Consider the following 22,769-nt stretch of genomic DNA (forward strand, 5'->3'; position numbering starts at 1 on the left):
GTTCCTCCTTCTCGGGAATGACGATTGAGATTTAAAAAGTAAGTTATTGTGTTGATTAGGAAGATGGTCAACACACCTCAATTAAAACTACCGTCATCTCCTAAAGCGACGAAGGAGCGTAATAGGAGATCTGCTCTTGTGCTGCACCCAATAAAAAAGGTTGATGCTTTCACATCAACCTTCTGATCTTTTTAATAAGAACGACTAACCAAGCTCACAGTCTTTAGGGCGCAGCTGAAACTCATCAATTGAGCCAATCTCAACACCTGCCGACAACTTCTCTTCTTCATTATGAGCATTGCCGTGCGCATGCATAATCAGACGATTCGCTGTACGAGGTTTTAGTTGGCTAACCACAAAGCGCATCATGTCTGAGCGAGTTAGACCTTTGAGCTCTTCTAACACACGATCCCTCTGATTGAATTCCAAATCCTTATTGCCTATCGCAACCCATAAGCGTTGAGCACGACCACGCAAGGTGGTATCTGGCGTTGAAATTTGATTCCAAAGACCGCGTTTACTGCTGTGCCATTGATAGTCATTAAGCTCTAGCAATACCATGTAAAAGGCATTGAGGAACTCGTCTATTGAAGCCAACAGATCTGCTGGGGCTGCATTAGGCGATTGCACATACAACACAATACCTGGGTGTCGGTTCAATGGCATATTACCAGTGCCGACCATATAACCTAGCTGCTGCTTAGTACGAATCTCGTGGAAGAAAGTGGCTGACATCAAGTGGTTTGCCAATGAATACAGTGCAATATTTGTAGGTGATATATCTGAACATTGGTAGTAAACCACGATGGCTGAATCATCTTGATTACACACCACTTCGCGTTGGAAACTACCGTTATCACCCAGCATGATTAAAGGGCGCAGTGACTCTTCGTAAGCCTGGTCTTGAACACGCAATGCATCTTTTAGCGTTTCAGCCATCTTGTTCGCATCGGCTTTTTTCCAGTCACCATACACAAACATTTCGACATGCAGTTCAGCCAAAATAGCTTGAACAAAAGAAGAAAGCTCGTCGACTTCTATTGTTTCCAGCGCTTCAATTAAAACGGAATAGGGCGGGTTATTTGGCTGTAAGATTCCCGTCATCGCATTGAATAGCTGCGAGATAGGACGGTCTTGCGATGCGTTATTCCAGTTTCTGAGCAATTGATGCTTAATCGTTTCGAATCGTGTTGAACTAAAGTCGCGTGCTTGGAAACGTTCAAGAATCATATTGAGCAGCTGTGGCTGTTTCTCGCTAAATCCAGATAGAGTAAGTGTGACACCACCTTGATGGGTATACATGTTGTAGCCCATGCCAGCAATCTCAGCTTGATACGTATCTTTTTCAAGCGAGTCTAAGAACATCTCTACACACAAGCGTGTTTTAACGATGTTTCTCGGGGTGGCAACTGAGTGTGGGCTATCTATAGCGATATACACCACACCTTTTGGCACTCGAAATTGATGGTCTTGGAGGTGCCATAACTTAAAGCCGTCCAGCTCTTCTAACAGTTGTGGGTGCTTAGCGTCACCTTCGAGCTCTGCAGGGTCTAAGTCGTAGCAAATAAACGGGTTTTTGCTTGGAAGCTCAAACTGCCAGCCGGGGTTGATGCATGTGAAGCATTGAATTTGCTCAGCGCTAAATGGTGTGAGCGAATAGGGCGTAAAGTACCATTTCGCTTCTCTGTCATATTCGAACCCTTGAGCAACAATGGTGACCCGCATGTTGTCGACGGTTAAATAAGGAAGCAGAGAACGTTGTAACTCTTCGTCGAAATGCGACATTTTGTAATCGCCATACACCACATCTTGCTCTTGGTAATGTTGCATGTTGATAACGAGATGGCTGACGACATCAAGTGGTCTTGAGGGTTCTTGAAAGCGGAAGGCTGATTCCAAAACAGCCCGTTTTTCGAGGTAACGCCACTCTTCAATACCTTGTTGTTCAATCAATTTGATGTACTGGAATACGGCTTGGATGATGTTATCTGTTTTGGTCAAACCCTCGATAGTCAATGAGCAACTGACCGTAAAATCACGATAGTTACTGCCACTTGCGCCGCCACCTGCGGAGAGGGAAGTAATCCAGCCTTTCTCTTTGAGTTGCATCATCAAACTGCCTTCGCCTTCGTAACCGATAAGGTGTGCAAAGAACGACAGTGGTTTAATACCGTAGTGTTCATCCATGCTTGGCATTGGGAAGGTTAAGATAAGTTTGCGCACTTCTTTGATCGGTTTAACGTGTACTTGTACACCCGTGCTTAATTCGCCAACAATCGGTACTTCAACCTTCTTGCCTTGTAGGTTGTGATTGGTGATCGTGCTAAAGCGATCCTCAACCCAACTTTGCATCTCGTCTAATGATTGATTGCCAGACAGTGTCAATGTCATTAAGTCAGCAGAGTACTGCTGCTGGTGGAAAGCCAAGATCTCTTGTCGAATCGTCTCGCCGTTTCGGTCACCCAACGTATCGATATTACCGACAGAAAACTTCGAGAATGGGTGACAGTGATTTACCAATTCTTTGGTCACTTGGTACAAGCGTCGCGAGTCGTCGTTGAGTTTCATTTTATACTCTGAATCAACGGCTTGGCGTTCTTTGTCTAAGGCTTCTTCGTTGAACAGGGGGGCGGTAAAAAATTGGCTGAAGCGATCGAGTGCATTTTCAAAGGCATTCAATTCAACATCAAAAAAGAAGCAGGTGTGCTCTGTTCCTGTCCAAGCGTTGTTGCTACCGCCATGTTGGCTGATAAAACTTTGGAACTCTCCGACCTTTGGATACTTTTCAGTTCCCAAAAATAGCATATGCTCTAAGTAGTGAGCTAAACCCTCTCGGTCTGTAGGGTCATCAAAATGCCCGACATTAACGGCGAGTGCGGCTGCAGCTTTTTGAGCGTTCTGATCGTGAACTAACAGTACTCTCAACCCGTTATCCAATGTTACGTAACGGTATTGATGTTCATCATTAGGGCTTAAATGCACAGATGCATCTCCAGAGAAGGTGGTTTTTAAATTATGTACGCGATGATTTAAGGTGCAAACCTCGCGATCATATTTTGGGATATGAAGTGCTTTTTGGCGACTTCTAAATCACTTTTATCGATTTTTATCAGTGATTTATTTTCTTTTAATAAGATTGTTAAGAAAGTCGAACTCTTTAGCAAGTGACTTGATATAATTATTTATATAGACTGCGGTTTCTCTAGTTTGAGAGCCAAACGCTAAGTAGCGTATCGCTGATATGGGATATATCGACTTTCGAAATGTTACGTAGACAGGACTGAACATGAAAATATTCATAATGCGCCACGGTGAAGCAGAACATTTTGCTAACTCGGATGCAGAACGAGCGTTAACGAAGCGCGGTAAAATGGCGTCTCTTGCGGTAGCACAAGCTGCAAATGAGCAAGGGTTTAGCCAGTTCGATAAAGTGCTTGTGAGCCCATACTTGAGGGCACAAGAAACGTGGTTAGAAATCTCTCAAGCGTTTTCTGGAAAGAAAGTAGAAACCTGTGATGATATTACGCCTTACGGAATGTCTGACGATGTGTTTGATTTGACCATAGCAATGGCTGAAGTAGAAAAGCTAGAGACCATTTTATTTGTTTCTCATTTACCTCTAGTGGGCTATTTAACGGCTGAATTTGCGACGGGCATGGCGCCACCTATGTTCCCAACCTCAGGGCTCGCGTGTATTGAATTCGACCTTGAAAAACAAAAAGGCGAGTTGCTTTGGAACATTAATCCATAGCTGAGACCGTTTTCTCAAGATAAATTTAAGGGCACCTCATGATTATTGAGATGCCCTTTGTTGTTTCTAACGGATTATTTCGACCAAACGACAAGGTGCTGGACGTACTTTTTAGAATAAAGAGCAAGTCGATGGCTATTTATCTGGGATAGCAAGTAAAACCAGTAGCGCCCCATGGCCACCGAACTCTAAAGGTGCTTGGTGAAAAGCCATCACATCTGGGTGCTGTGCTAACCACAAAGGCACTTTCTGTTTAAGGATGTGTTTACCAATGCCGTGCTGTACACAGGCACAAGCTACGCTCTCTTTCACGCAGTGCGCAATCATCGCGCCAAGTTCACGTTTGGCTTCTTGCTGCGTCATACCGTGCATATCAAGATACACGTCGGGCACATAGACACCACGACGTAAGCGCTTCACCTCATATTTAGAGACATCATCGCGCGCATAACGTGTAGGCCCCTCTTCGCTAAGATGCGGAATGAACTCATCCGAGAAATAAAACTCGCTATCACTGGCTTGTCTTGCCGTTCGGGTAATTTCTTTTTGCTTGGCATTTCTTTTTGGCTGCTGGACTATGGTATCCTGTTGCAACTTTTTAACGCCCTTTACTGCATCGTTGAACAGGGCGAAATCGTCATCGAAGTCGGTGTCTTTTTTGCTCATCAGGTTATGAATTCTAATTAGAAACGTAATTAGCAGTATTGTAGCGCTTTTCGGAGACAATTTTGGATAAGATTTTTGTAGAAGAAGCGGTATCAGAACTACACACGCTTCAAGATGTGATTCGTTGGACTGTTAGTCGCTTTAACGCAGCGGGCCTATTTTATGGTCACGGCACTGATAACGCGTGGGATGAGGCGGTACAACTAATTTTACCTACTCTTTATCTGCCGATTGATGTTCCTTCGCATGTGATGAACTCTCGTCTAACGAGTAGCGAACGTCTGCGTATTGTTGAGCGCGTAATCAAGCGTATCAATGAGCGTACACCAACGGCTTACTTAACCAATAAAGCTTGGTTCTGTGGCCTTGAGTTCTTCGTTGATGAGCGCGTTCTTGTGCCTCGCTCTCCAATTGGTGAGCTGATCGAAGCTCAATTCCAACCTTGGTTAATTGAAGAGCCAACTCGCATCATGGATATGTGTACGGGTAGTGGTTGTATTGCTATTGCTTGTGCTCATGCATTCCCTGACGCAGAAGTAGATGCGATTGATATCTCTACAGACGCACTGCAAGTTGCAGAGCAGAACGTTCAAGATCACGGCATGGAGCAGCAAGTGTTCCCAATCCGTTCAGATCTTTTCCGTGACTTGCCAAAAGAGAAATACAACCTGATCGTATCGAACCCACCTTACGTGGACGAAGAAGATATGAACAGCCTGCCAGATGAGTTTACTCACGAGCCAGAACTTGGCCTAGCAGCGGGTACAGACGGTCTGAAATTGGTTCGTCGTATCTTAGCTAACGCACCTGACTACCTAACTGATGATGGTATTCTGATCTGTGAAGTGGGCAACTCAATGGTTCACATGATGGATCAGTACCCAGAGATTCCATTCACTTGGATTGAATTCTCTAACGGTGGTCATGGCGTATTCATGATCACTCGTGAGCAGCTTGTTGCTTGCGCGGATGAGTTCTCTATCTACAAAGACTAGGTTACTGTTAGTCGTTAGCTTAGGGATTTGGCTTAGAGATTAGGCTGGAAACTTAAGGTTAGAACCTGATAAGACGTTCTATTTGAAACGTTTGAATATAAACGCCATGCAGCAATGCATGGCGTTTTTTATTGCCAAAATTTAATGGATAAGTAAGCAACACAGAGTGAACGTGCTCAATATTTAGTTGCTTAATATGAATAGCTATCACATATTGGTGCTCAATATTTAGTCGTTTTAGTGAGTTAAGGAGAATTCGCGATGACCTTTGATACATGGATTTATTATTTGCTAGCGGTGTTGATCTTAACGGCATCACCAGGGCCAAGCTCTTTGTTGTGCATGACTAAGGGTGTGCAATCTGGCTTTAAGTTATCGATATTTACCGCCTTGGGTAGCGTGACTGCCATTACCGGAATCCTTACGTTATCTTTTACCGGTTTAGGGGTGATCATTGCTTCGTCAGAAGTGGTGTTTAATATCATTAAGTGGACGGGGGCTGCTTACCTTATTTATCTCGGTTGGAAGTCGTTACGATCGAGTCAGCAAGATTACGACAAGTTATCGAATCAACAAGCAGGCTCTCAACCTGTTAAAGAAAGCGCTGCACAGCATTATGTCAGTGGCTTTATTGTTGGTGCGAGTAACCCAAAAGCTATCCTGTTTTTTACCGCACTTTTTCCTCAGTTTATTGACCCATCGATAGCGCTATTTCCTCAATTTTTGGTGTTCGCTTTGACCTTCGTTGTGATGGAATTGTCTTGGTTACTGGTTTATGCCTACCTAGGTGCGAAATCATCAAATTGGTTGTTTGCTAAAGGTAGAGCCAAGGTTTTTAATCTTGTGACTGGTGGTGTCTTTATCGGTGCAGGGGCGCTGCTTTCTACTACAAGCCGAGCGTAATTTTCAATTTATCAAAGGCCTGAATAGTTACAGAAAATTATTCAGGCTGTAATAAAAGGTTAATATTAATGTGCTTGCTGATATCGGCATAAAGTCGATATATTGGTGTTACACCATCACATTCTCAGGAGAGATATATGCAGCATCAAGAAATGATTCAACACAGTAATTTTGGCGTAATCAGTCGTACTTGGATTTTCTCTACCCTTTCTCTTCTGGGTATTCTTGCTCTAATGTAGTCAGCTTCATGGCTCTATATTTTCAGTTTTATTATGAATATACTTTTCAAAAAGTCTTCAAAGTTAGAACTCTTACACTCGTAAATGTGGCTCTTCTCATCAGGCTAGCCACTTAACCTTTTCTTAGCTGTACCTTCCTCTCAGTAACCTTTTCTCTGAATAATCTCTTTGTCTGATTAGCCCCCTTTATCTCAATAGACTCACTGCATAACCTGATCTGAAGTTGTTATCAAACTGTGATAATCTTAAGTCATCTTTTATCTACAGTGTATCTCTCATGTCTGTCTGGGATTCTATTTCATTTAACAATCGATTTACGGCATTACCTCGATTGTTCTATACCCCAATTCAACCTACACCGCTAAACAATGTTCAATGGCTCGCATGGAACCATAACCTTGCGGATGAACTCGGCTTTCCGTCATTTGAGGGCGCCTCAGAGGAATTGCTTGAGACGTTGTCGGGCAATGTTGAACCTGAGCCATTCTCGCCAGTAGCAATGAAATACGCAGGTCATCAGTTTGGCTCTTATAACCCCGATTTAGGTGATGGAAGAGGGCTGTTATTAGCTCAAGTTGTCGCGAAAAGTGGTGAAACGTTCGACTTACACCTTAAAGGTGCGGGTAAAACTCCCTATTCTCGTATGGGCGATGGTCATGCTGTTATTCGATCAACGGTTCGTGAGTATCTATGTAGCGAAGCGATGGCGGGGCTTAATATCCCAACTACTCGCGCATTGGCGATGATGACTAGCGACACACCCGTTTATCGAGAGAAGCAAGAGTGGGGCGCATTGCTGGTGCGTGCTGCTGAGTCACACATCCGTTTCGGTCACTTTGAACATCTGTTTTATACCAACCAGTTGGCAGAACATAAATTATTGGCCGATAAAGTCATCGAATGGCACTTCCCGGAATGCCTCGATGACGACAAACCCTACGCTGCTATGTTTAATCAGATTGTTGATCGCACTGCGGAAATGGTCGCGCTGTGGCAAGCGAATGGTTTTGCTCATGGGGTGATGAACACCGATAACATGTCGATCATAGGGCAAACCTTCGATTATGGCCCGTTCGCCTTCTTAGATGAATATGACCCTCGCTTGATCTGTAATCACTCCGACTATCAAGGTCGTTATGCCTTTAATCAGCAGCCTAGAATTGGATTATGGAATTTGTCGGCACTGGCTCATTCTCTTTCGCCGCTGGTGGATAAAGCCGATTTAGAGGCCGCGTTAGAACAGTACGAACCACAAATGAACGGTTATTTCAGTCAGCTGATGCGCCGTAAGTTAGGATTGCTTTCGAAACACGAAGGTGACAGTCGCTTGTTTGAATCTATGTTCGAGCTGATGTCGCAAAACAAAGTCGATTACCCAAAATTCTTTAGAACGCTATCGAACCTAGATACATTGCTGCCGCAAGACGTGATTGATTTGGTTATCGACCGCGAGGCCGCAAAGCTATGGGTGGATAACTACTTGCAACGCTGTGAATTGGAAGAGAGTTCAGTGGCCGAGCGCTGTGAAAAGATGCGACAAGTAAACCCGAAATACATCCTCAGAAACTACCTAGCCCAGCTTGCGATAGATAAAGCTGAGCGCGGTGATAGCAGCGATATTGATGCACTAATGGTGGTGCTGGCAGACCCTTATGCGGAACATCCTGACTACGAACATCTTGCTGCCTTGCCGCCTGAGTGGGGCAAAGCCATGGAAATCAGCTGTTCCTCTTAACCCTCTATGATTCTTTGAGTCGCTAAGTACAGGTAGAGGTCACTAAGATGTGATCTTTATCTGTTTGTTCGTCTAACTTTACAAACATGTCAATAATCAAATAATCGGCCAGCCTATACACTATGTGAATAAGTTGTAAATTTAATAGGTTTGGGCGATGCCAACAAATACTCGAATTCTCGTGGTGGATGATGATCAAGAAATCTGCGAGCTGCTGGAAGAGTACCTCACAAAATCAGGTTTCGATGTCTCTTCTGTGGGAGACGGTGTTGAATTAGAAAACCACCTGCAAAACCAAGGTTATCCCGACCTGATTCTGCTCGATGTGATGCTCCCCGGTGACGACGGTTTTACCTTGTGTCAGCGAGTACGAAAGCAATCCAATGTGCCTATCATTATGCTGACAGCGGTATCGGATGAAACCGATCAGATTATCGGCTTAGAAATTGGTGCAGATGATTACATCGCGAAGCCGTTTAGTCCTCGTCAGTTAATGGCTCGAATCAAAGCGCTATTACGCCGTGTACAAGTGGTGGACGACAAGCCAAGTGATGCATTGCCAAAGCAGATTATTTTTGGTGATTGGACGCTCGATACGCTCGCGCACCGAATCTATCACAACGAAAACTCAGAAGAGATGGACTTGTCGGGCAGTGACTTTTCTTTGTTGATGTTGTTCTTAACTCGTCCTAACGAAGTTCTCGACCGTGACACCATCTCTTTCGCTACCAGAGGCCGTGAAGCGCTGCCTTTTGAACGTGGCATTGACGTACAGCTTAGCCGCCTGAGAAGCCGATTGGGCGACAGTGGTAAATATCCTCACTACATCAAAACCATGCGCGGTAATGGCTACATTCTTGCTGTGCCGGTTCAGTATGAACATTGATAATCAAGTGCTGTTAATGAACACCTTGCCAATGAAGTATTTCCTATGAACTGGTTGAGTCGATTAAAACCAAACTCTTTGGTCGCAAGAACCTTATTGTTGACGTTGTTAGCCGTTGTGATTGCTCAAGGCATCGCAACGTCTATATGGTATAGCGAATCAAAACACAAAGAGCTGGAAGGAATTCGTTCTGCCTCGTCGAGCATGGCGAACATGTTTGCTTCAACGGTGACTTTTTTCCAATCTCTACCCGTTAAATATCGTCATATCGTGTTGGATCAAATCCGCAATATGGGCGGTACGCGTTTCTTTGTTTCTTTCAATAAAGAGGCTTTGATTGTTGAGCCTATCCCTGACACTCGCTTAAAAACCGCATCGATAGAAGCTATAGAAAGTGTTTTAAGTAGCAAGCTCAATAAAGTCGAATCAGTTCGGGTAGATTTCTCACGTCCTGAACACCTTCGCTTACTCAAAAATGACATCTATTTAAGCGATCTCCCGCGATCGTGGGCACATCATACTTTAACGTTAGAGCCTCTTAATCCGCCAATTCTGGTGGTTCAAATCGAATTGACCAGTCACGAATGGGTATACATTGCGGCATTGTTGCCTGCTCCATATGTGAAACTCGACGATACGATTCTTGGCAGAGAGCAGGTGATCTTCTTAGTTTCTTCAACGCTTATTCTGCTGGTTCTAACTTACTTGATGATTCGTCGCCAAGTGCGTCCTCTGAAAAAGTTAGCAAGGGCGGCCAATGAGATGAGTATGGATATTCAGCAGCCTCCGCTAAACGAAGAAGGGGCGACTGAACTGGTCACCGCAACCCGAGCCTTTAATCGCATGCAGCAACGGATTCGTCGCTATGTTGCCGACCGAGAGCACCTTTTTTCTGCGATCTCCCATGACTTAAAGACACCAATAACACGTCTAAGATTGCGTGCAGAGTTGTTGGAGAGTGAAGTAAAGAAAGACAAATTCAATAAAGATCTCGATGAGCTCGAGATGATGGTCAAAGGTGCTTTGCAAGCGGTAAGAGACACCGATCTACACGAGAATAATGCCATTATTGACCTCAACGAAATGGTACTTTCTGTTATTGAATCTCATAACCAGTATCAGACAAAAGTTGAGTTTGAGCCGGTCGTCATTGAGCCACTGGTCGCGAAACCACTGGCAATTAAGCGTGTACTGACCAACTTAATTGACAACGCGGTTAAGTATGGTTCATCAGCTGTCGTGGAAGTTAGTGGTGATGAGCTTTGGGTTGTCGTGACTATTCAAGACCGTGGGAATGGCATTCCTGAAGACAAGTTAGAGATGGTTTTTGAACCCTATTTTAGGCTAGCAACGGATGATCAAGGACACGGACTTGGCCTCGGGATCTGCCGAAATATCCTGCACGGACACGGTGGAGATCTCATTATTCGCAACTCCTCTCAAGGTGGCTTGGAAGTCAAAGTCTATATCCCAACAGGCTTAGAAGTGTAGTGTAACAATCCTGTTACATTGGGCTTACCTTTTGTTTCAATCTTACCAGTCAGAATAAGTAGACTCTTTAATGAACCGGACGTCGAGTCCGCTAAACATGGAAGATAATAATGAAAATCAATAAGACCCTACTTACTCTATCTCTTCTTGCTGCCTCAACATTTTCTCAAGCTGGTGAAGTGGAAGTGCTTCACTGGTGGACTGCCGGTGGCGAAGCGAAATCCGCTGCGGTACTGAAAGAGATGATTGAACAACAAGGCCATACTTGGAAAGACTTCGCAGTTGCTGGTGGCGGCGGTGAAAGTGCGATGACTGTTTTGAAAACGCGAGCAGTATCGGGCAATCCACCTTCTGCAGCGCAGATTAAAGGTCATGATATTCAGGAGTGGGGTGGTTTAGGTTTTCTAACGTCTCTCGATGCGACTGCTAAACAAGAACAATGGGATGAACTACTACCAGAAGTAGTGACTAAAGTGATGAAGTGGGATGGTGAATATGTGGCAGTTCCTGTCAACGTTCACCGTGTTAACTGGCTTTGGGCAAACCCTGTTGTTTTAGAAAAATCGGGTGTGACAGTTCCAACGACATTAGATGAGTTCTTTGTTGCTGCAGACAAGATTAAAGCGGCTGGCTTCATTCCATTAGCTCACGGTGGTCAGCCTTGGCAAGACGCGACCGTATTCGAAGCCGTGGCACTTGATGTACTAGGCAGTGAAGACTACAACAAAGCGTTCGTTGATCTTGATATGGACGTATTATCTGGCGACAAAATGGTGGAAGTGTTCACCAAGTTCAAAAAGATGCGTGATTACATCGACAGCAACTCTCCTGGTCGTGATTGGAATGTAGCAACCTCAATGGTTATCAATGGTGAAGCAGCGATGCAGATCATGGGTGACTGGGCGAAAGGTGAATTTACTGCGGCAGGCAAAGTGCCGGGTAAAGATTACATCTGTGCACCAGCTCCAGGTACTGCCGGCCAATTTACTTTCAATATCGATAGCTTTGCGTTCTTTGAGTTAAGCGACCAAGAGAACCAAAAAGCGCAGCAAGACCTAGCGAAAACCATTCTTACCAAAGATTTCCAAGAAGTCTTCAACCTTAACAAAGGTTCTATCCCTGTACGTCTAGATATGGACATGTCTAAATTCGACCAATGTGCGTTGGATTCAATGGCTACCTTCAAAGCGAGTGCTGAATCGGGCGATCTTGTTCCGAGTATGGCTCATGGCCTAGCGACAACAAGCTATGCTCAAGGCGCTATCTATGACGTAGTGACCAACTTCTTCAACGAGAAAGATGCCGATCCTAAACAAGCGGCAGCTAAGTTAGCAAAAGCAGTGAAAGCGGCTATCTAATCTAACTTGATAAGTGACACACAACGCACGTGAGTGACGGGCTGTGCTGCTTTATCGAACCCCCAGGGTGGGTAGGCTCGTAGGGAGCCTATCTGCTCTTCACTCCCAATTCTGATATGCGTGATGCTGATGTGGTGCCGAAAGGTAAGCCATTGGTTCGATTGTGCAACAAGGATAAGTTATGGAGCATGTTTTGACTGAGTCGACTCCAAAACCCACAAGGAGCCAGCCTGCACCGAAACCGAGTTTTGCTGACAGGTTGCAACATTGGTTACCTAAAATTGTACTGGCGCCGACTGCGTTAGTGACCGTGGTGTGTATCTACGGCTACATATTTTGGACGGCAGCGTTGTCGTTCACCAACTCTCGATTTCTGCCGAGCTTTAATTTCGTTGGTTTAACCCAATATGAAAAGCTGATGGATAACGATCGCTGGATTACCTCAATCACCAACCTCGGTGTGTTTGGTTTTCTATTCATGGCGATTGCCATCTTGCTTGGTGTTGGTTTAGCGGTATTGCTTGACCAGAATATCCGTCAAGAAGGAGCGATTCGTACTATCTATCTTTACCCAATGGCGTTGTCATTCATCGTGACGGGTACGGCGTGGAAATGGATTCTTAACCCGGGTCTTGGCATTGAAAAGCTGATGCAAGACTGGGGATTTACTGACTTCAAATTTGATTGGCTAGTCGACTCCGAAATGTCGGTGTATACCTTGGTTATCGCGGCACTTTGGCAGTCTTCAGGGTTTGTGATGGCGATGTTCTTAGCAGGTCTGCGTGGCATCGATTCTTCAATCATTAAAGCGGCGCAAATTGATGGGGCAAGCTTACCTACCATCTATCTCAAAATCATTCTGCCTTGTTTGCGCCCAGTGGTCTTCAGTGCGGTGATCATTACGTCGCACATTGCGATTAAGAGCTTCGACCTTGTGACCGCAATGACGGCAGGTGGCCCCGGTTATTCATCGGATCTTCCTGCGCTATTTATGTACGCACACTCCTTTACTCGCGGACAAATTGGCCTTGGTGCTGCCAGTGCCATGATGATGCTTGCCGGTATCTTAGCGATTCTCGTGCCTTATCTTTACTCTGAACTTAGGGAGAAAAAGTCATGATGAATAACATCAATTTTGCTCGAATCTTTATTTATTCAGCACTGCTTTTCTTCTGCTTGGTGTATTTGATGCCATTGTTCGTCATGGCGCTGACGTCATTCAAAACCTTGCCAGACATAAAGGCAGGTAACTTGATGAGCTTACCGAAAGAGTGGGTGTTTGACGCTTGGTATAAAGCGTGGGACACCGCTTGTACGGGCGTGAAATGTGAAGGCATCAAAGGTTACTTTTGGAACTCATTCCAAATGGTGATACCTGCGGTTGCGATCTCAACATTGCTCGGTGCATTCAATGGCTACGTGGTAACCAAGTGGCAGTTCAGAGGTTCAAATCTGTTCTTTAGCTTGCTGTTGTTTGGCTGCTTTATTCCGTTCCAAGTTGTGCTGCTTCCAATGGCAACCATGTTAGGAAAAATGGGTTTGGCGAACACAACTATCGGCTTGGTGATTGTGCACGTTATCTACGGCATGGCGTTTACCACACTGTTTTTCCGTAACTTCTACATCTCGATTCCTGATGAATTGATCAAGGCGGCAAAGCTCGATGGCGCAGGCTTCTTTACGATTTTCTTCAAGATCTTATTACCGATCTCGACACCTATCATCATGGTGACGGTGATCTGGCAGTTCACCGCGATTTGGAATGACTTCTTGTTCGGGGTGGTGTATTCGGGCTCAGAAACTCAGCCAATTACCGTGGCATTAAACAACCTAGTCAACACCAGCACTGGCGTTAAAGAATACAACGTCGACATGGCTGCCGCGATCATCGCCGCACTGCCAACGCTGTTGGTGTACGTCTTCGCAGGAAAATATTTTGTTCGTGGCCTAACGGCAGGATCAGTAAAAGGATAATTACCCATGGCAACATTAGATTTAAAACAGATCCGTAAAACCTATCGCAACGCGGACAACGAAACGTTAAAGGGCATCGACATTAGTATCGATTCGGGGGAATTTTTGATACTTGTCGGCCCTTCGGGGTGTGGAAAATCCACCCTAATGAACACCATCGCTGGGCTCGAAAATATTAGCTCGGGTGAAATCGTGATTGATGGTGTAGATGTGGCGCAGGTTGAACCTAAAGATCGCGATATTGCGATGGTATTCCAGTCGTACGCGCTTTACCCAAACATGACCGTACGCGGCAATATCGCTTTCGGTTTGAAGATTCGTAAGATGCCGCAGCAAGAGATCGATGCTGAAGTAAATCGAGTGGCAGAAATGCTGCAAATTGAACAATTGCTGGATCGTAAACCGTCGCAGCTTTCTGGTGGCCAGCGTCAACGTGTCGCGATGGGACGTGCTTTAGCTCGCCGTCCTAAGCTTTATCTGTTTGATGAGCCGCTTTCTAACTTGGATGCCAAGCTGCGTGTTGAAATGCGCCATCAGATTAAACGTCTCCACCAGAAGCTGAATACCACGATTGTTTATGTAACCCATGATCAGATCGAAGCTATGACTCTTGCGGATCGCATCGCAGTAATGAAAGACGGTGAACTGCAGCAGCTAGGTACGCCACAAGAGATCTATACCAAACCCAACAATATGTTTGTAGCGGGCTTTATGGGCTCACCATCAATGAACTTCATTAAAACCATGGTGGACTTGGATGAGGACCAGAATCCGATCATCAAAGTAACTGGCACGGCGGAGCAAGAACACCACATTCGATTGCCTCAGAGTATGCGTGACCAAGATGGCAAGGAGTTGGTCATTGGGTTGCGTCCTGAACACATTACTGAGCAAGAAGGTGATGATGTGTCGGCAACTACAAAGCTAGACTTACAATTAGAGGTATTGGAACCGACAGGACCAGATACTATTGCGATGGTTAAAGTGAACGACCAAGAAGTCGCGTGTCGTTTATCGCCAGAATTTGAAGTGTCGGTTGGGCAAATGGCACCGCTTCATTTTGACTTATCAAAGGCGGTATTCTTCGATGCTCAAACCGAAGCGAGAATCGACTTCTAACTGCTAGTTGCTGAGTTAGTTTAACAATCAAAGTTCATGTCTAAATCAAAGGCAGTATCACCAACTACTAATAAGTAACGTGATGCTGCCTTTTTCGTTGTCTATACTTGCTTTTTATCCCTTATAAAAACAGAGGGATAAACGATATATATGCTTCTACTGCAATAATATCGTGATTTAGTATCCCTTAGCTCTATAAAGCTGACGTAGAAACGCGTAGGATCACACTACTTTAGACCAGAAACTAGGCTGCACCTTGGTGCATAAACAGAAGAATACATGAAACTAACAGCAAAACCAGCGGCGAATAACGCTTTACTTATTTCTATTACGACACCGGATTTTAAAGGTGACGAAGCAAAAGAGTCTCTTGCCGAACTTGCTCGCTTAGTGACAACCCTAGGGTTTAAAGTCGTCGGTACGCAATCGCAACACCACAGTTCATCTCAAAGACAGAATGTGTTGGGTGCAGGTAAGCTCGCCGAAATTGCACATCTAACTGGTTACCAAGGCTCTATTGAAGAAGCTGAAGATGAAGACTTTCTTGATGAGTCGGGTTTGTTTGATTCTGAAATCGATGAGCTAGATTTTGATGATCTTCCAACGGGCAATTTCCAATACGGTGCCGCTGATGTTGTGGTATTTGACTGTGATTTAAGTCCATCTCAAATGCGTACTGTTGAGGCGAGTTTGGGTGTGGAAGTATTTGACCGTACTGGCATCATCATCGAAATCTTTAGCCGCCACGCTCGTACTCGTACTGCTCGTCTGCAAGTTGATATCGCTCGTTTAAACTACTTAGTGCCACGTCTTCGTGAAACGGCTGAGGGCGATAAAGAGCGTCAAATGGGTCAGGGCGCCGGTGAAACTTCACTAGAGCTAGACCGTCGTAACGTACGTGACCAAATTGCTGCGCTTAAGCGTGAGCTAGTAAGCGTACAAGATGAAATGAAGACCCGACGCACAAGGCGCGCGGAGCTTTTCACTGTTGCTTTAGTTGGCTACACCAATGCCGGTAAGTCTTCGATGATGCGTGCAATGACCGCAACCGAAGTGGTGGGTGAAGATAAACTGTTCGCAACGCTAGATACGACGGTTCGTGCGCTTCAGCCGATTACTCAACCGCGTATTCTGGTTTCAGATACAGTGGGTTTCATCAAGAAATTGCCACACGATCTGGTTGCATCATTCCACTCAACGCTAGCAGAAGCGCACGATGCTTCATTGTTGCTTTATGTGGTTGATGCTTCTGATGTTTCATTCCGCGCACAACTTGATGTGGTACACGACGTATTAGCACAAGTGGGTGTTGAAGGCAGCGAAAAACTATTAGTGCTGAATAAGTGCGATAGATTGACTGAAGAACAGCAATTAGAGCTGATCGAAGAATTCCCAGATGCGATGCTAACGTCGACTCGTGATCCGCTAGATATTACGAAACTGCACAAGTACATCGTTGGTGTTGCTGAAGAAGGTATGATCGAAGAAGAGATCACTATCCCTTATTCTGGACAAGGCATTATCGGCGAGATTCGCTCAAACATGAGTGTGGTTAAAGAAGAGTACGATTACGAGTGTATTAAGTTGACTGTTCGCTCTAGTGAAATTGATTTAGCTCGACTGAAAAAGCGTATGCAGAATTCTTAATCTTTTATAGCGTTTAGACACAAGTTCAAATACCAAAAAAGAGAGCCTAGGCTCTCTTTTTTATTGAATCGTGATAAGCACAGCTCGAGCTCTGCTTATCGGTCTTCTTCTGGAAGTTTGACGTTCAGTTCTAATACTGAGATGTCGTCATCTTTGTGTTCGAAAGTCAGATCAACCATTGATGGATCGACGTCAACGTACTTCGCAATACACTTCAAGATGTCTTCTTTTAGTTGCGGCAGATAAGACGGTGCTGGGTCGTCATGGCTGCGTCGCTCGGCAACAATGATCTGCAAACGCTCTTTAGCTAGGTTTGCGGTTGTCTTTTTTTGTGGTCTAAAAAACTCTAGTAATGACATTGCGAATTAGCCCCCGAACAGTCTTTTGAAGATGCCTTTCTTCTGTTCCGTTAAGAAACGGAAGTCCACTTGGCTACCCAGTAGTCGCTCTACAGTATCATTGTAAGCCATACCTGCATCGGTTGCTTCGTCAAAAATAACTGGAACACCTTTGTTCGACGCGTTCAGTACTGCTTGGCTCTCTGGGATGACACCCAGTAGAGAGATGTGAAGAATCTCTTCAACGTCTTCAACACTTAGCATCTCACCTTGAGTTACACGTGCTGGGTTGTAGCGAGTCAGTAAAAGGTGCGTTTTCACTGGTTCTAAGCCATCTTCTGAACGACGAGACTTAGAATCAAGAATACCGAGAATACGGTCTGAATCGCGTACAGAAGAAACTTCTGGGTTAGTCGTAACAATCGCTTCATCAGCAAAGTAAAGCGCCATCAGAGCGCCTTGCTCGATACCTGCAGGAGAATCACAGATGATGAAATCAAAGCCCATTTCATCTAGTTCATCAAATACACGACGAACACCATCTTTTGTTAGTGCATCTTTATCACGAGTTTGAGAAGCCGGAAGAATGAATAGATTCTCTGTGCGCTTGTCTTTGATCATCGCTTGGTTCAGTGTCGCTTCGCCATTGATAACGTTAACGAAGTCGTACACAACACGACGCTCACACCCCATGATTAAATCTAGGTTACGCAGACCGATATCAAAGTCGATAACTGCGGTTTTCTTCCCTTTTAAAGCTAAGCCTGAGGCAATAGCTGCACTGGAGGTCGTTTTGCCTACCCCGCCTTTACCTGACGTTACAACGATAATGCGTGCCATTTTGTTTTCCTTTTTATTTCTCTTATATTGCGAGGACATCAACGTGTAATACATCGTTTGCCATACTGAACATGGTTTTCTTCTGCCAGTACTCGCTTTCAATTTGATCGCTGAGCCAGTAATTTCCAGCAATGGAAACCAGCTCGGCTTGTAAATCGTTACAAATTATTTTTGCTTCAGTTTGACCACTCGCGCCTGCAATCGCACGACCGCGTAAAGTACCATGGATATGGATGCTGCCATCGGCTATGACTTCTGCGCCAGCACTCACATGGCTGAGGATCAATAGATCGCCATCTTTTGCATACACTTGCTGACCAGAACGAATAGGCGTTCTCACCACTTTTATCGGAGCCATCTTCGCTGGAGCTTGAGAAGGCGATTTACTGGCTGTCATCACTGCAAAACCAGCTTCTTTCGCTAGGTTCTGCATACGTTTATCCGAACAACCAGCCACACCTACTGGGATCATGCCCGCTTGAGATATACCCTCTTTCAGTTGCACAAAATCGATATCACCCGCGACTTTGCTAATATTGATAACAACAGGCGCAGCAGCGAAAAAAGTGGGAGCTTGGTTTACTTTTTCTTGAAGAAAAGACACCGCATTTTCGACTTGATCATCGGATAAGTGCAAAACAGATAGCGTAAAACTGCTACCTTTTAGATCTGGATTACTAGACATCGAAAACTACAGGACCTCAATAGCGGATTGGTACAATTTCTTTATCAATAAAATAAAGGGCGTTGCCTGAAACTTGGTTTATCATGTTATATTCCCAAACCAAGCACAGCAAGTAATCTTGTTGTCAAATGAACGTTTTGTTCCCAATATTTCCCTTAACATAAACTATTGATCTCGTAAGTGAGAGTTTTGTAGTCATAAACAATAAAAAGGTTTGTCATGCTGTGTTCTATATATAAAAGTTCAAAGAAAGAAGGAACATACCTTTATATCCCTAAGAAGGATGATTTCTCACAAGTTCCTGACGCATTGATGCAAATGTTTGGTAAACCTAGTTTTGTAATGGTAATTAAAATGGATGGCCGTAAACTGGCGCAAGTGAACATCGATAAAGTGAGAGAATCACTGAACACCGATGGTTTCTTTTTGCAGGTTCCGCCACCACCGGTTAATGAACTTGAACTTCATAAAGAGCGTAAAGCTCAGCAAAACGTTCAAGACGAAGAGTGATAGCTACCTTAATTCAGGGAGGAGTGATCGTTGAGTAAATTTTCGAAAACCATATTGGCTGTGTCGGCCTTACTATTGGGTAATAGCCTGACGATTGGTTCAGTTCAGGCTGAAGAGCTGAGCTTTGAGCAATATGTAGAGAAACTAAAGCAACAAGGCCGTGCAGAAGGCATCTCTGAAACGATCATTGATCAGGCCTTTGATGGTGTGACGTTTAAGCCAAGAGCGGTGAAAGCCGATAAGAATCAACCTGAGAAAAAACTGACTCTGGATGAATACATTCCACGCGCGGTTCCAGATTGGAAAGTGAAGCAGGCGAGATCGCTCTATAAGAAGCATTATTCAGCGTTGAAGCGCATTGGTGATGAATATGGTGTTCAACCAAGATTCATTGTCGCGCTATGGGGTGTTGAGAGTAACTTTGGTAAGTTCACGGGTAACTACAGTGTTATTGATGCTCTCACGACTATGGCCTATGAAGGACGTAGAGAAGCCTTCTTCCGTAGCGAAGCGATGGCGGCGTTGAAGATTCTTGATCAAGGCCATATTGCACCACAAGAGATGAAAGGATCCTGGGCTGGTGCGATGGGGCAGCCTCAGTTTATGCCAAGCTCATTCTTAGCTTATGCCGCTGACGGTAACGGCGATGGCAAGAAAGATATTTGGGGTACTGAAGAAGATGTATTTGCTTCAGCGGCGAATTATCTCAGCCAATCGGGTTGGGATGACAAATATACTTGGGGCCGTCAGGTTCACGTACCGTCGACTGTGTCTATTGAAATGCAAGGCCGAGGCGAAGACAAAGCGAAATACTTAAAAGAGTGGTCTGAACTCGGTATTAAGCGCTTTGACGATCGCCCACTACCAACGCTTGATGAAGATATTAAAGCTTGGCTAATTATGCCAGACGATGAAACTGGCCGTTCTTACCTCATTTACAACAACTACAATGTGTTAATGAAGTGGAATCGTTCTTACTACTTTGCTTTGGCAGTTAGCCACTTAGCAGACAGAATTAAGTTTGATTAATCGACCTAATTTGATTAACAGATTTAGGTCGCTTTGAATAGCATTTGGCCTACCATAAGCAGAACGAACTAAAGGACTCTTCGGAGTCCTTTTTCTTTTATATTTCAGAGATTTTTAAAGGTGGCCTTGTGCTAACAGATAGAGCCGCACAGATGGTGATATTCCATGCGTTAATCAAGCATGAAGGCTTTACCAGTGCAGCAAAAAGTTTGAATGTGTCGGTGTCTCACATCAGTAAGCAAGTTGCTTTGCTCGAGGATTCGATAGGTATCAAGCTGGTTCAAAGAACCACACGCAGCCTGACACTAACTGAAGCAGGGGAAGTGTTCTATCAGCATTGTGAGCAGCTGTTCAATACGGTGAAAGCGGCTCAAATGGATATGGATAGCCAGCGTGACGACATTTCTGGAATATTCCGCATAGGCTTGTCTCAGTCATTTGGCACACTGCATATCATTCCAGCGATTGATCAGCTCAGACAGCTCTATCCGCAGCTGAGAATTGAAGTGCATTTGTTCGATTACAAAGTGGATATGATTGAGGAGCGCTTGGATCTTTGGATCACCAATAATGAAGACCTGCCAGAAGGTTATATTGCGCAGCGTTTAGCCGACAGCCAATTTGTGGTAGCCGCATCACCGGATTATCTGATTAAAGCTGGTACTCCTCATGTGCCATCTGATCTGATTGACCATAACTGTCTTATTTATCGCAGCCGTGAACGAGACTACACGTCATGGGCGTTTGATAACGGGCAAGAAAACCTCAGTGTCAAAGTGGCGGGCGATTACTCGGTGGATTTGGCTGAGGCGGTACGAGACGCAGCTGTATCTGGGTGGGGTGTTGCTTATTTGGCGACTTATTTAGTCAAAGAGGAGTTTAGAACAGGCAAGTTAATCCAAGTATTACCAGAATGGAGAGCCAGTCAGTTGATGCCATTCTATGCCGTCTATCCGAGCCGAAAGAACATGCCAAAGAAGCTTTCAGCAGTGATTGAGTTCATCAAACAGCATGTTGGTTCGCCGACGTATTGGGACAAAAACCTCAAAACTTGCGTTGAGCTGCATCGTTAATTGTTTCCTAATTCATAAATATAATTTCCATATGGAAAAAGTATGCTTTTTGAACAAGTTAATCCATTAAAATTCAATGCTTTAATCTAACCTTGGGCAAGTTGCTGATAATCCCAACATCACATTAACAACCGCACCTTGCCGCAAACGATTTCCTCTATACAATGCGTCGCCTTTCCTACCTACAACTTTTAGGTTGACGCAATATGGCTTCCCTACTTGGAATTATCACTATTTTAGTAGCCGCTTGGTTACTATCTACGGACAGAAAAAATATCCCGCTAAGAACTGTCTCTTTGGCTTTCTTACTGCAAATCTCATTCGCGCTATTGGTTCTTTATGTGCCAATGGGTAAAGAAGCGCTGAATGCAGCTACTGGTGCGGTGTCTAGCTTGATCAACTACGGTCAAGAGGGGATTAACTTCCTATTCGGTGGCCTAACGAATAACGGATTTGTTTTCGCTATTAACGTTCTCGGCATCATTATCTTTTTCTCTGCATTGATTTCAGGTTTGTATCACATCGGCTTTATGCCAAAGGTGATCAACATAATCGGCGGTGCTTTGCAGAAGTTTCTAGGCACAGGTCGTGCGGAGTCACTGTCTGCAACGGCAAACATTTTTGTTGGCATGATCGAAGCGCCATTGGTGGTTAAGCCTTACCTAAAACATATGACGGACTCACAACTGTTTGCTGTGATGGTATGTGGTTTGGCTTCTGTTGCTGGCGGCACGCTAGTGGGTTATGCATCGCTGGGTGTTGACCTAAACTATCTGATCGCTGCGGCATTCATGTCGGCACCAGCCGGTCTATTGATGGCTAAAATCTTAGTACCAGGCAGCCCAGAGGATGTTCAAGAAAATATTGAGTCTGGTGTAGAGATTCCACGAGCAACAAACGTAGTTGAGGCAATGGCAGATGGGGCTATGTCTGGACTTCGTATTGCCGTTGCGGTGGGTGCGACACTTCTAGCCTTTATCAGTGTGATTGCGATGCTGAATGGCTTGTTAGGTATTGTTGGTGGCTGGTTTGGCGTAAACCTAAGCTTCGAACTTATCCTAGGTTATGTGTTCGCACCCGTTGCATGGCTGATCGGTGTACCGTGGTCTGAAGCTGTGGTTGCAGGTTCGCTGATCGGTAATAAGATTGTTGTGAACGAATTTGTAGCTTTCATCCAGTTAATGGACGTAAAAGATGCACTGAGTGAGCACTCAAAAGCGATCGTTACTTTTGCACTATGTGGTTTTGCTAACATCTCTACCATGGCGATTCTGATTGGCGGTTTGGGTAGCTTAGTTCCAGAGCGTCGCTCTTTCATCTCACAATATGGCTTCAAAGCGATTTGTGCGGGTGTGCTTGCCAACTTAATGAGCGCTGCGATCGCTGGCGTGGTGCTTTCTCTGTAGCTAGATAATAAGTACAGAGTGGATGAGTCAGTCACTTTATTTCCCCTATAGTAAAGTGACTGATTAATCACACTAATATTCGGTTAGCACGAAAAAGAGAGCCTATAGTTTAATTACATAGGCT

General features: G+C 44.7%; 20 protein-coding genes. 15 read left to right on the plus strand and 5 right to left on the minus strand.

Annotation, left to right across the window (positions count from 1 at the left end):
• Positions 1-204: 204 nt before the first annotated feature.
• Positions 205-2,982: an insulinase family protein gene (locus tag AB6E08_RS02230; protein WP_372066494.1), complete on the minus strand. Its 2,778-nt coding sequence runs from the start codon at positions 2,980-2,982 to the stop codon at positions 205-207.
• Positions 2,983-3,286: 304 nt separating this feature from the next.
• Here AB6E08_RS02230 and sixA point away from each other — a divergent pair, with 304 nt between their 5' ends.
• Entirely contained in the window at positions 3,287-3,751 is a 465-nt protein-coding gene (gene sixA / locus AB6E08_RS02235) for a phosphohistidine phosphatase SixA (RefSeq protein ID WP_012603460.1), read from the plus strand.
• A 135-nt stretch (positions 3,752-3,886) separates the two neighbouring features.
• On the opposite strand, the gene smrB is transcribed toward sixA, so the two are convergent.
• Entirely contained in the window at positions 3,887-4,417 is a 531-nt protein-coding gene (gene smrB / locus AB6E08_RS02240; protein WP_009848510.1) for an endonuclease SmrB, read from the minus strand.
• 62 nt (positions 4,418-4,479) lie between these two features.
• Between smrB and prmB the strand changes: the two genes are divergently transcribed.
• The 10 genes from prmB (at position 4,480) to hflX (ending at position 16,764) form a co-directional block, all read left to right on the plus strand.
• Positions 4,480-5,412, plus strand: a complete 933-nt coding sequence (prmB, locus tag AB6E08_RS02245) for a 50S ribosomal protein L3 N(5)-glutamine methyltransferase (RefSeq protein WP_009848509.1) — start codon at positions 4,480-4,482, stop codon at positions 5,410-5,412.
• 261 nt (positions 5,413-5,673) lie between these two features.
• Positions 5,674-6,315, plus strand: coding sequence for a LysE family translocator (locus AB6E08_RS02250; RefSeq protein WP_012603462.1), 642 nt, complete (start codon positions 5,674-5,676; stop codon positions 6,313-6,315).
• A 516-nt stretch (positions 6,316-6,831) separates the two neighbouring features.
• Positions 6,832-8,289, plus strand: a complete 1,458-nt coding sequence (locus AB6E08_RS02255) for a protein adenylyltransferase SelO (RefSeq protein WP_372066490.1) — start codon at positions 6,832-6,834, stop codon at positions 8,287-8,289.
• A gap of 157 nt (positions 8,290-8,446) precedes the next feature.
• Complete coding sequence (locus AB6E08_RS02260) at positions 8,447-9,175, plus strand: response regulator (RefSeq protein ID WP_009848506.1); 729 nt, start codon at positions 8,447-8,449, stop codon at positions 9,173-9,175.
• Between the two features lie 45 nt (positions 9,176-9,220).
• Positions 9,221-10,666, plus strand: coding sequence for an ATP-binding protein (locus tag AB6E08_RS02265; protein WP_372066487.1), 1,446 nt, complete (start codon positions 9,221-9,223; stop codon positions 10,664-10,666).
• Positions 10,667-10,776: 110 nt separating this feature from the next.
• Complete coding sequence (locus AB6E08_RS02270) at positions 10,777-12,024, plus strand: ABC transporter substrate-binding protein (RefSeq protein ID WP_009848504.1); 1,248 nt, start codon at positions 10,777-10,779, stop codon at positions 12,022-12,024.
• A 181-nt stretch (positions 12,025-12,205) separates the two neighbouring features.
• Positions 12,206-13,144, plus strand: coding sequence for a carbohydrate ABC transporter permease (locus AB6E08_RS02275; protein ID WP_009848503.1), 939 nt, complete (start codon positions 12,206-12,208; stop codon positions 13,142-13,144).
• Positions 13,141-13,998, plus strand: coding sequence for a carbohydrate ABC transporter permease (locus AB6E08_RS02280; RefSeq protein WP_009848502.1), 858 nt, complete (start codon positions 13,141-13,143; stop codon positions 13,996-13,998). Before AB6E08_RS02275 ends, AB6E08_RS02280 begins: the two co-directional genes overlap by 4 nt.
• Positions 13,999-14,004: 6 nt before the next feature.
• A complete protein-coding gene (locus AB6E08_RS02285; protein WP_017104019.1) occupies positions 14,005-15,117 on the plus strand; it encodes an ABC transporter ATP-binding protein in 1,113 nt (370 codons plus the stop codon).
• Positions 15,118-15,396: 279 nt separating this feature from the next.
• Entirely contained in the window at positions 15,397-16,764 is a 1,368-nt protein-coding gene (gene hflX / locus AB6E08_RS02290) for a GTPase HflX (RefSeq protein ID WP_012603471.1), read from the plus strand.
• A 95-nt stretch (positions 16,765-16,859) separates the two neighbouring features.
• Here the strand turns inward: hflX and minE are convergent, their stop codons facing one another.
• From minE to minC, 3 genes are read right to left on the minus strand one after another with little or no spacing between them, the layout of a single operon-like run.
• Entirely contained in the window at positions 16,860-17,123 is a 264-nt protein-coding gene (gene minE, locus AB6E08_RS02295; RefSeq protein WP_009848499.1) for a cell division topological specificity factor MinE, read from the minus strand.
• A 6-nt stretch (positions 17,124-17,129) separates the two neighbouring features.
• Positions 17,130-17,942, minus strand: coding sequence for a septum site-determining protein MinD (minD, locus tag AB6E08_RS02300; RefSeq protein WP_009848498.1), 813 nt, complete (start codon positions 17,940-17,942; stop codon positions 17,130-17,132).
• A 22-nt stretch (positions 17,943-17,964) separates the two neighbouring features.
• Positions 17,965-18,627 carry a septum site-determining protein MinC gene (gene minC / locus AB6E08_RS02305; RefSeq protein ID WP_009848497.1) on the minus strand — a complete coding sequence of 221 codons (663 nt, stop codon included), beginning with the start codon at positions 18,625-18,627 and terminating at the stop codon, positions 17,965-17,967.
• A gap of 219 nt (positions 18,628-18,846) precedes the next feature.
• On the opposite strand from minC, the gene AB6E08_RS02310 reads away from it, so the two are divergent.
• From AB6E08_RS02310 to AB6E08_RS02325, 4 genes are all read left to right on the plus strand, one after another.
• Positions 18,847-19,137, plus strand: a complete 291-nt coding sequence (locus AB6E08_RS02310; protein ID WP_009848496.1) for a YcgL domain-containing protein — start codon at positions 18,847-18,849, stop codon at positions 19,135-19,137.
• A 30-nt stretch (positions 19,138-19,167) separates the two neighbouring features.
• Positions 19,168-20,166 carry a lytic transglycosylase domain-containing protein gene (locus AB6E08_RS02315; protein WP_009848495.1) on the plus strand — a complete coding sequence of 333 codons (999 nt, stop codon included), beginning with the start codon at positions 19,168-19,170 and terminating at the stop codon, positions 20,164-20,166.
• Positions 20,167-20,318: 152 nt separating this feature from the next.
• Positions 20,319-21,239, plus strand: a complete 921-nt coding sequence (locus AB6E08_RS02320; RefSeq protein ID WP_009848494.1) for a LysR family transcriptional regulator — start codon at positions 20,319-20,321, stop codon at positions 21,237-21,239.
• Between the two features lie 206 nt (positions 21,240-21,445).
• Positions 21,446-22,645, plus strand: a complete 1,200-nt coding sequence (locus AB6E08_RS02325; protein ID WP_009848493.1) for a NupC/NupG family nucleoside CNT transporter — start codon at positions 21,446-21,448, stop codon at positions 22,643-22,645.
• Positions 22,646-22,769: the final 124 nt, after the last annotated feature.

It is taken from the genome of Vibrio sp. 10N.247.310.24 (assembly GCF_041467175.1).
GTDB lineage: Bacteria > Pseudomonadota > Gammaproteobacteria > Enterobacterales > Vibrionaceae > Vibrio > Vibrio tasmaniensis_A.

What these genes read in the sequence shown, in the direction of transcription:
- sixA (WP_012603460.1), top strand. Translation starts at nt 3,287, where the DNA reads ATGAAAATATTCATAATGCGCCACGGTGAAGCAGAACATTTTGCTAAC.
- smrB (WP_009848510.1), bottom strand. Translation starts at nt 4,417, where the DNA reads ATGAGCAAAAAAGACACCGACTTCGATGACGATTTCGCCCTGTTCAAC.
- AB6E08_RS02250 (WP_012603462.1), top strand. Translation starts at nt 5,674, where the DNA reads ATGACCTTTGATACATGGATTTATTATTTGCTAGCGGTGTTGATCTTA.
- AB6E08_RS02255 (WP_372066490.1), top strand. Translation starts at nt 6,832, where the DNA reads ATGTCTGTCTGGGATTCTATTTCATTTAACAATCGATTTACGGCATTA.
- AB6E08_RS02260 (WP_009848506.1), top strand. Translation starts at nt 8,447, where the DNA reads ATGCCAACAAATACTCGAATTCTCGTGGTGGATGATGATCAAGAAATC.
- AB6E08_RS02265 (WP_372066487.1), top strand. Translation starts at nt 9,221, where the DNA reads ATGAACTGGTTGAGTCGATTAAAACCAAACTCTTTGGTCGCAAGAACC.
- AB6E08_RS02270 (WP_009848504.1), top strand. Translation starts at nt 10,777, where the DNA reads ATGAAAATCAATAAGACCCTACTTACTCTATCTCTTCTTGCTGCCTCA.
- AB6E08_RS02275 (WP_009848503.1), top strand. Translation starts at nt 12,206, where the DNA reads ATGGAGCATGTTTTGACTGAGTCGACTCCAAAACCCACAAGGAGCCAG.
- AB6E08_RS02280 (WP_009848502.1), top strand. Translation starts at nt 13,141, where the DNA reads ATGATGAATAACATCAATTTTGCTCGAATCTTTATTTATTCAGCACTG.
- AB6E08_RS02285 (WP_017104019.1), top strand. Translation starts at nt 14,005, where the DNA reads ATGGCAACATTAGATTTAAAACAGATCCGTAAAACCTATCGCAACGCG.
- hflX (WP_012603471.1), top strand. Translation starts at nt 15,397, where the DNA reads ATGAAACTAACAGCAAAACCAGCGGCGAATAACGCTTTACTTATTTCT.
- minE (WP_009848499.1), bottom strand. Translation starts at nt 17,123, where the DNA reads ATGTCATTACTAGAGTTTTTTAGACCACAAAAAAAGACAACCGCAAAC.
- minD (WP_009848498.1), bottom strand. Translation starts at nt 17,942, where the DNA reads ATGGCACGCATTATCGTTGTAACGTCAGGTAAAGGCGGGGTAGGCAAA.
- minC (WP_009848497.1), bottom strand. Translation starts at nt 18,627, where the DNA reads ATGTCTAGTAATCCAGATCTAAAAGGTAGCAGTTTTACGCTATCTGTT.
- AB6E08_RS02310 (WP_009848496.1), top strand. Translation starts at nt 18,847, where the DNA reads ATGCTGTGTTCTATATATAAAAGTTCAAAGAAAGAAGGAACATACCTT.
- AB6E08_RS02320 (WP_009848494.1), top strand. Translation starts at nt 20,319, where the DNA reads ATGGTGATATTCCATGCGTTAATCAAGCATGAAGGCTTTACCAGTGCA.
- AB6E08_RS02325 (WP_009848493.1), top strand. Translation starts at nt 21,446, where the DNA reads ATGGCTTCCCTACTTGGAATTATCACTATTTTAGTAGCCGCTTGGTTA.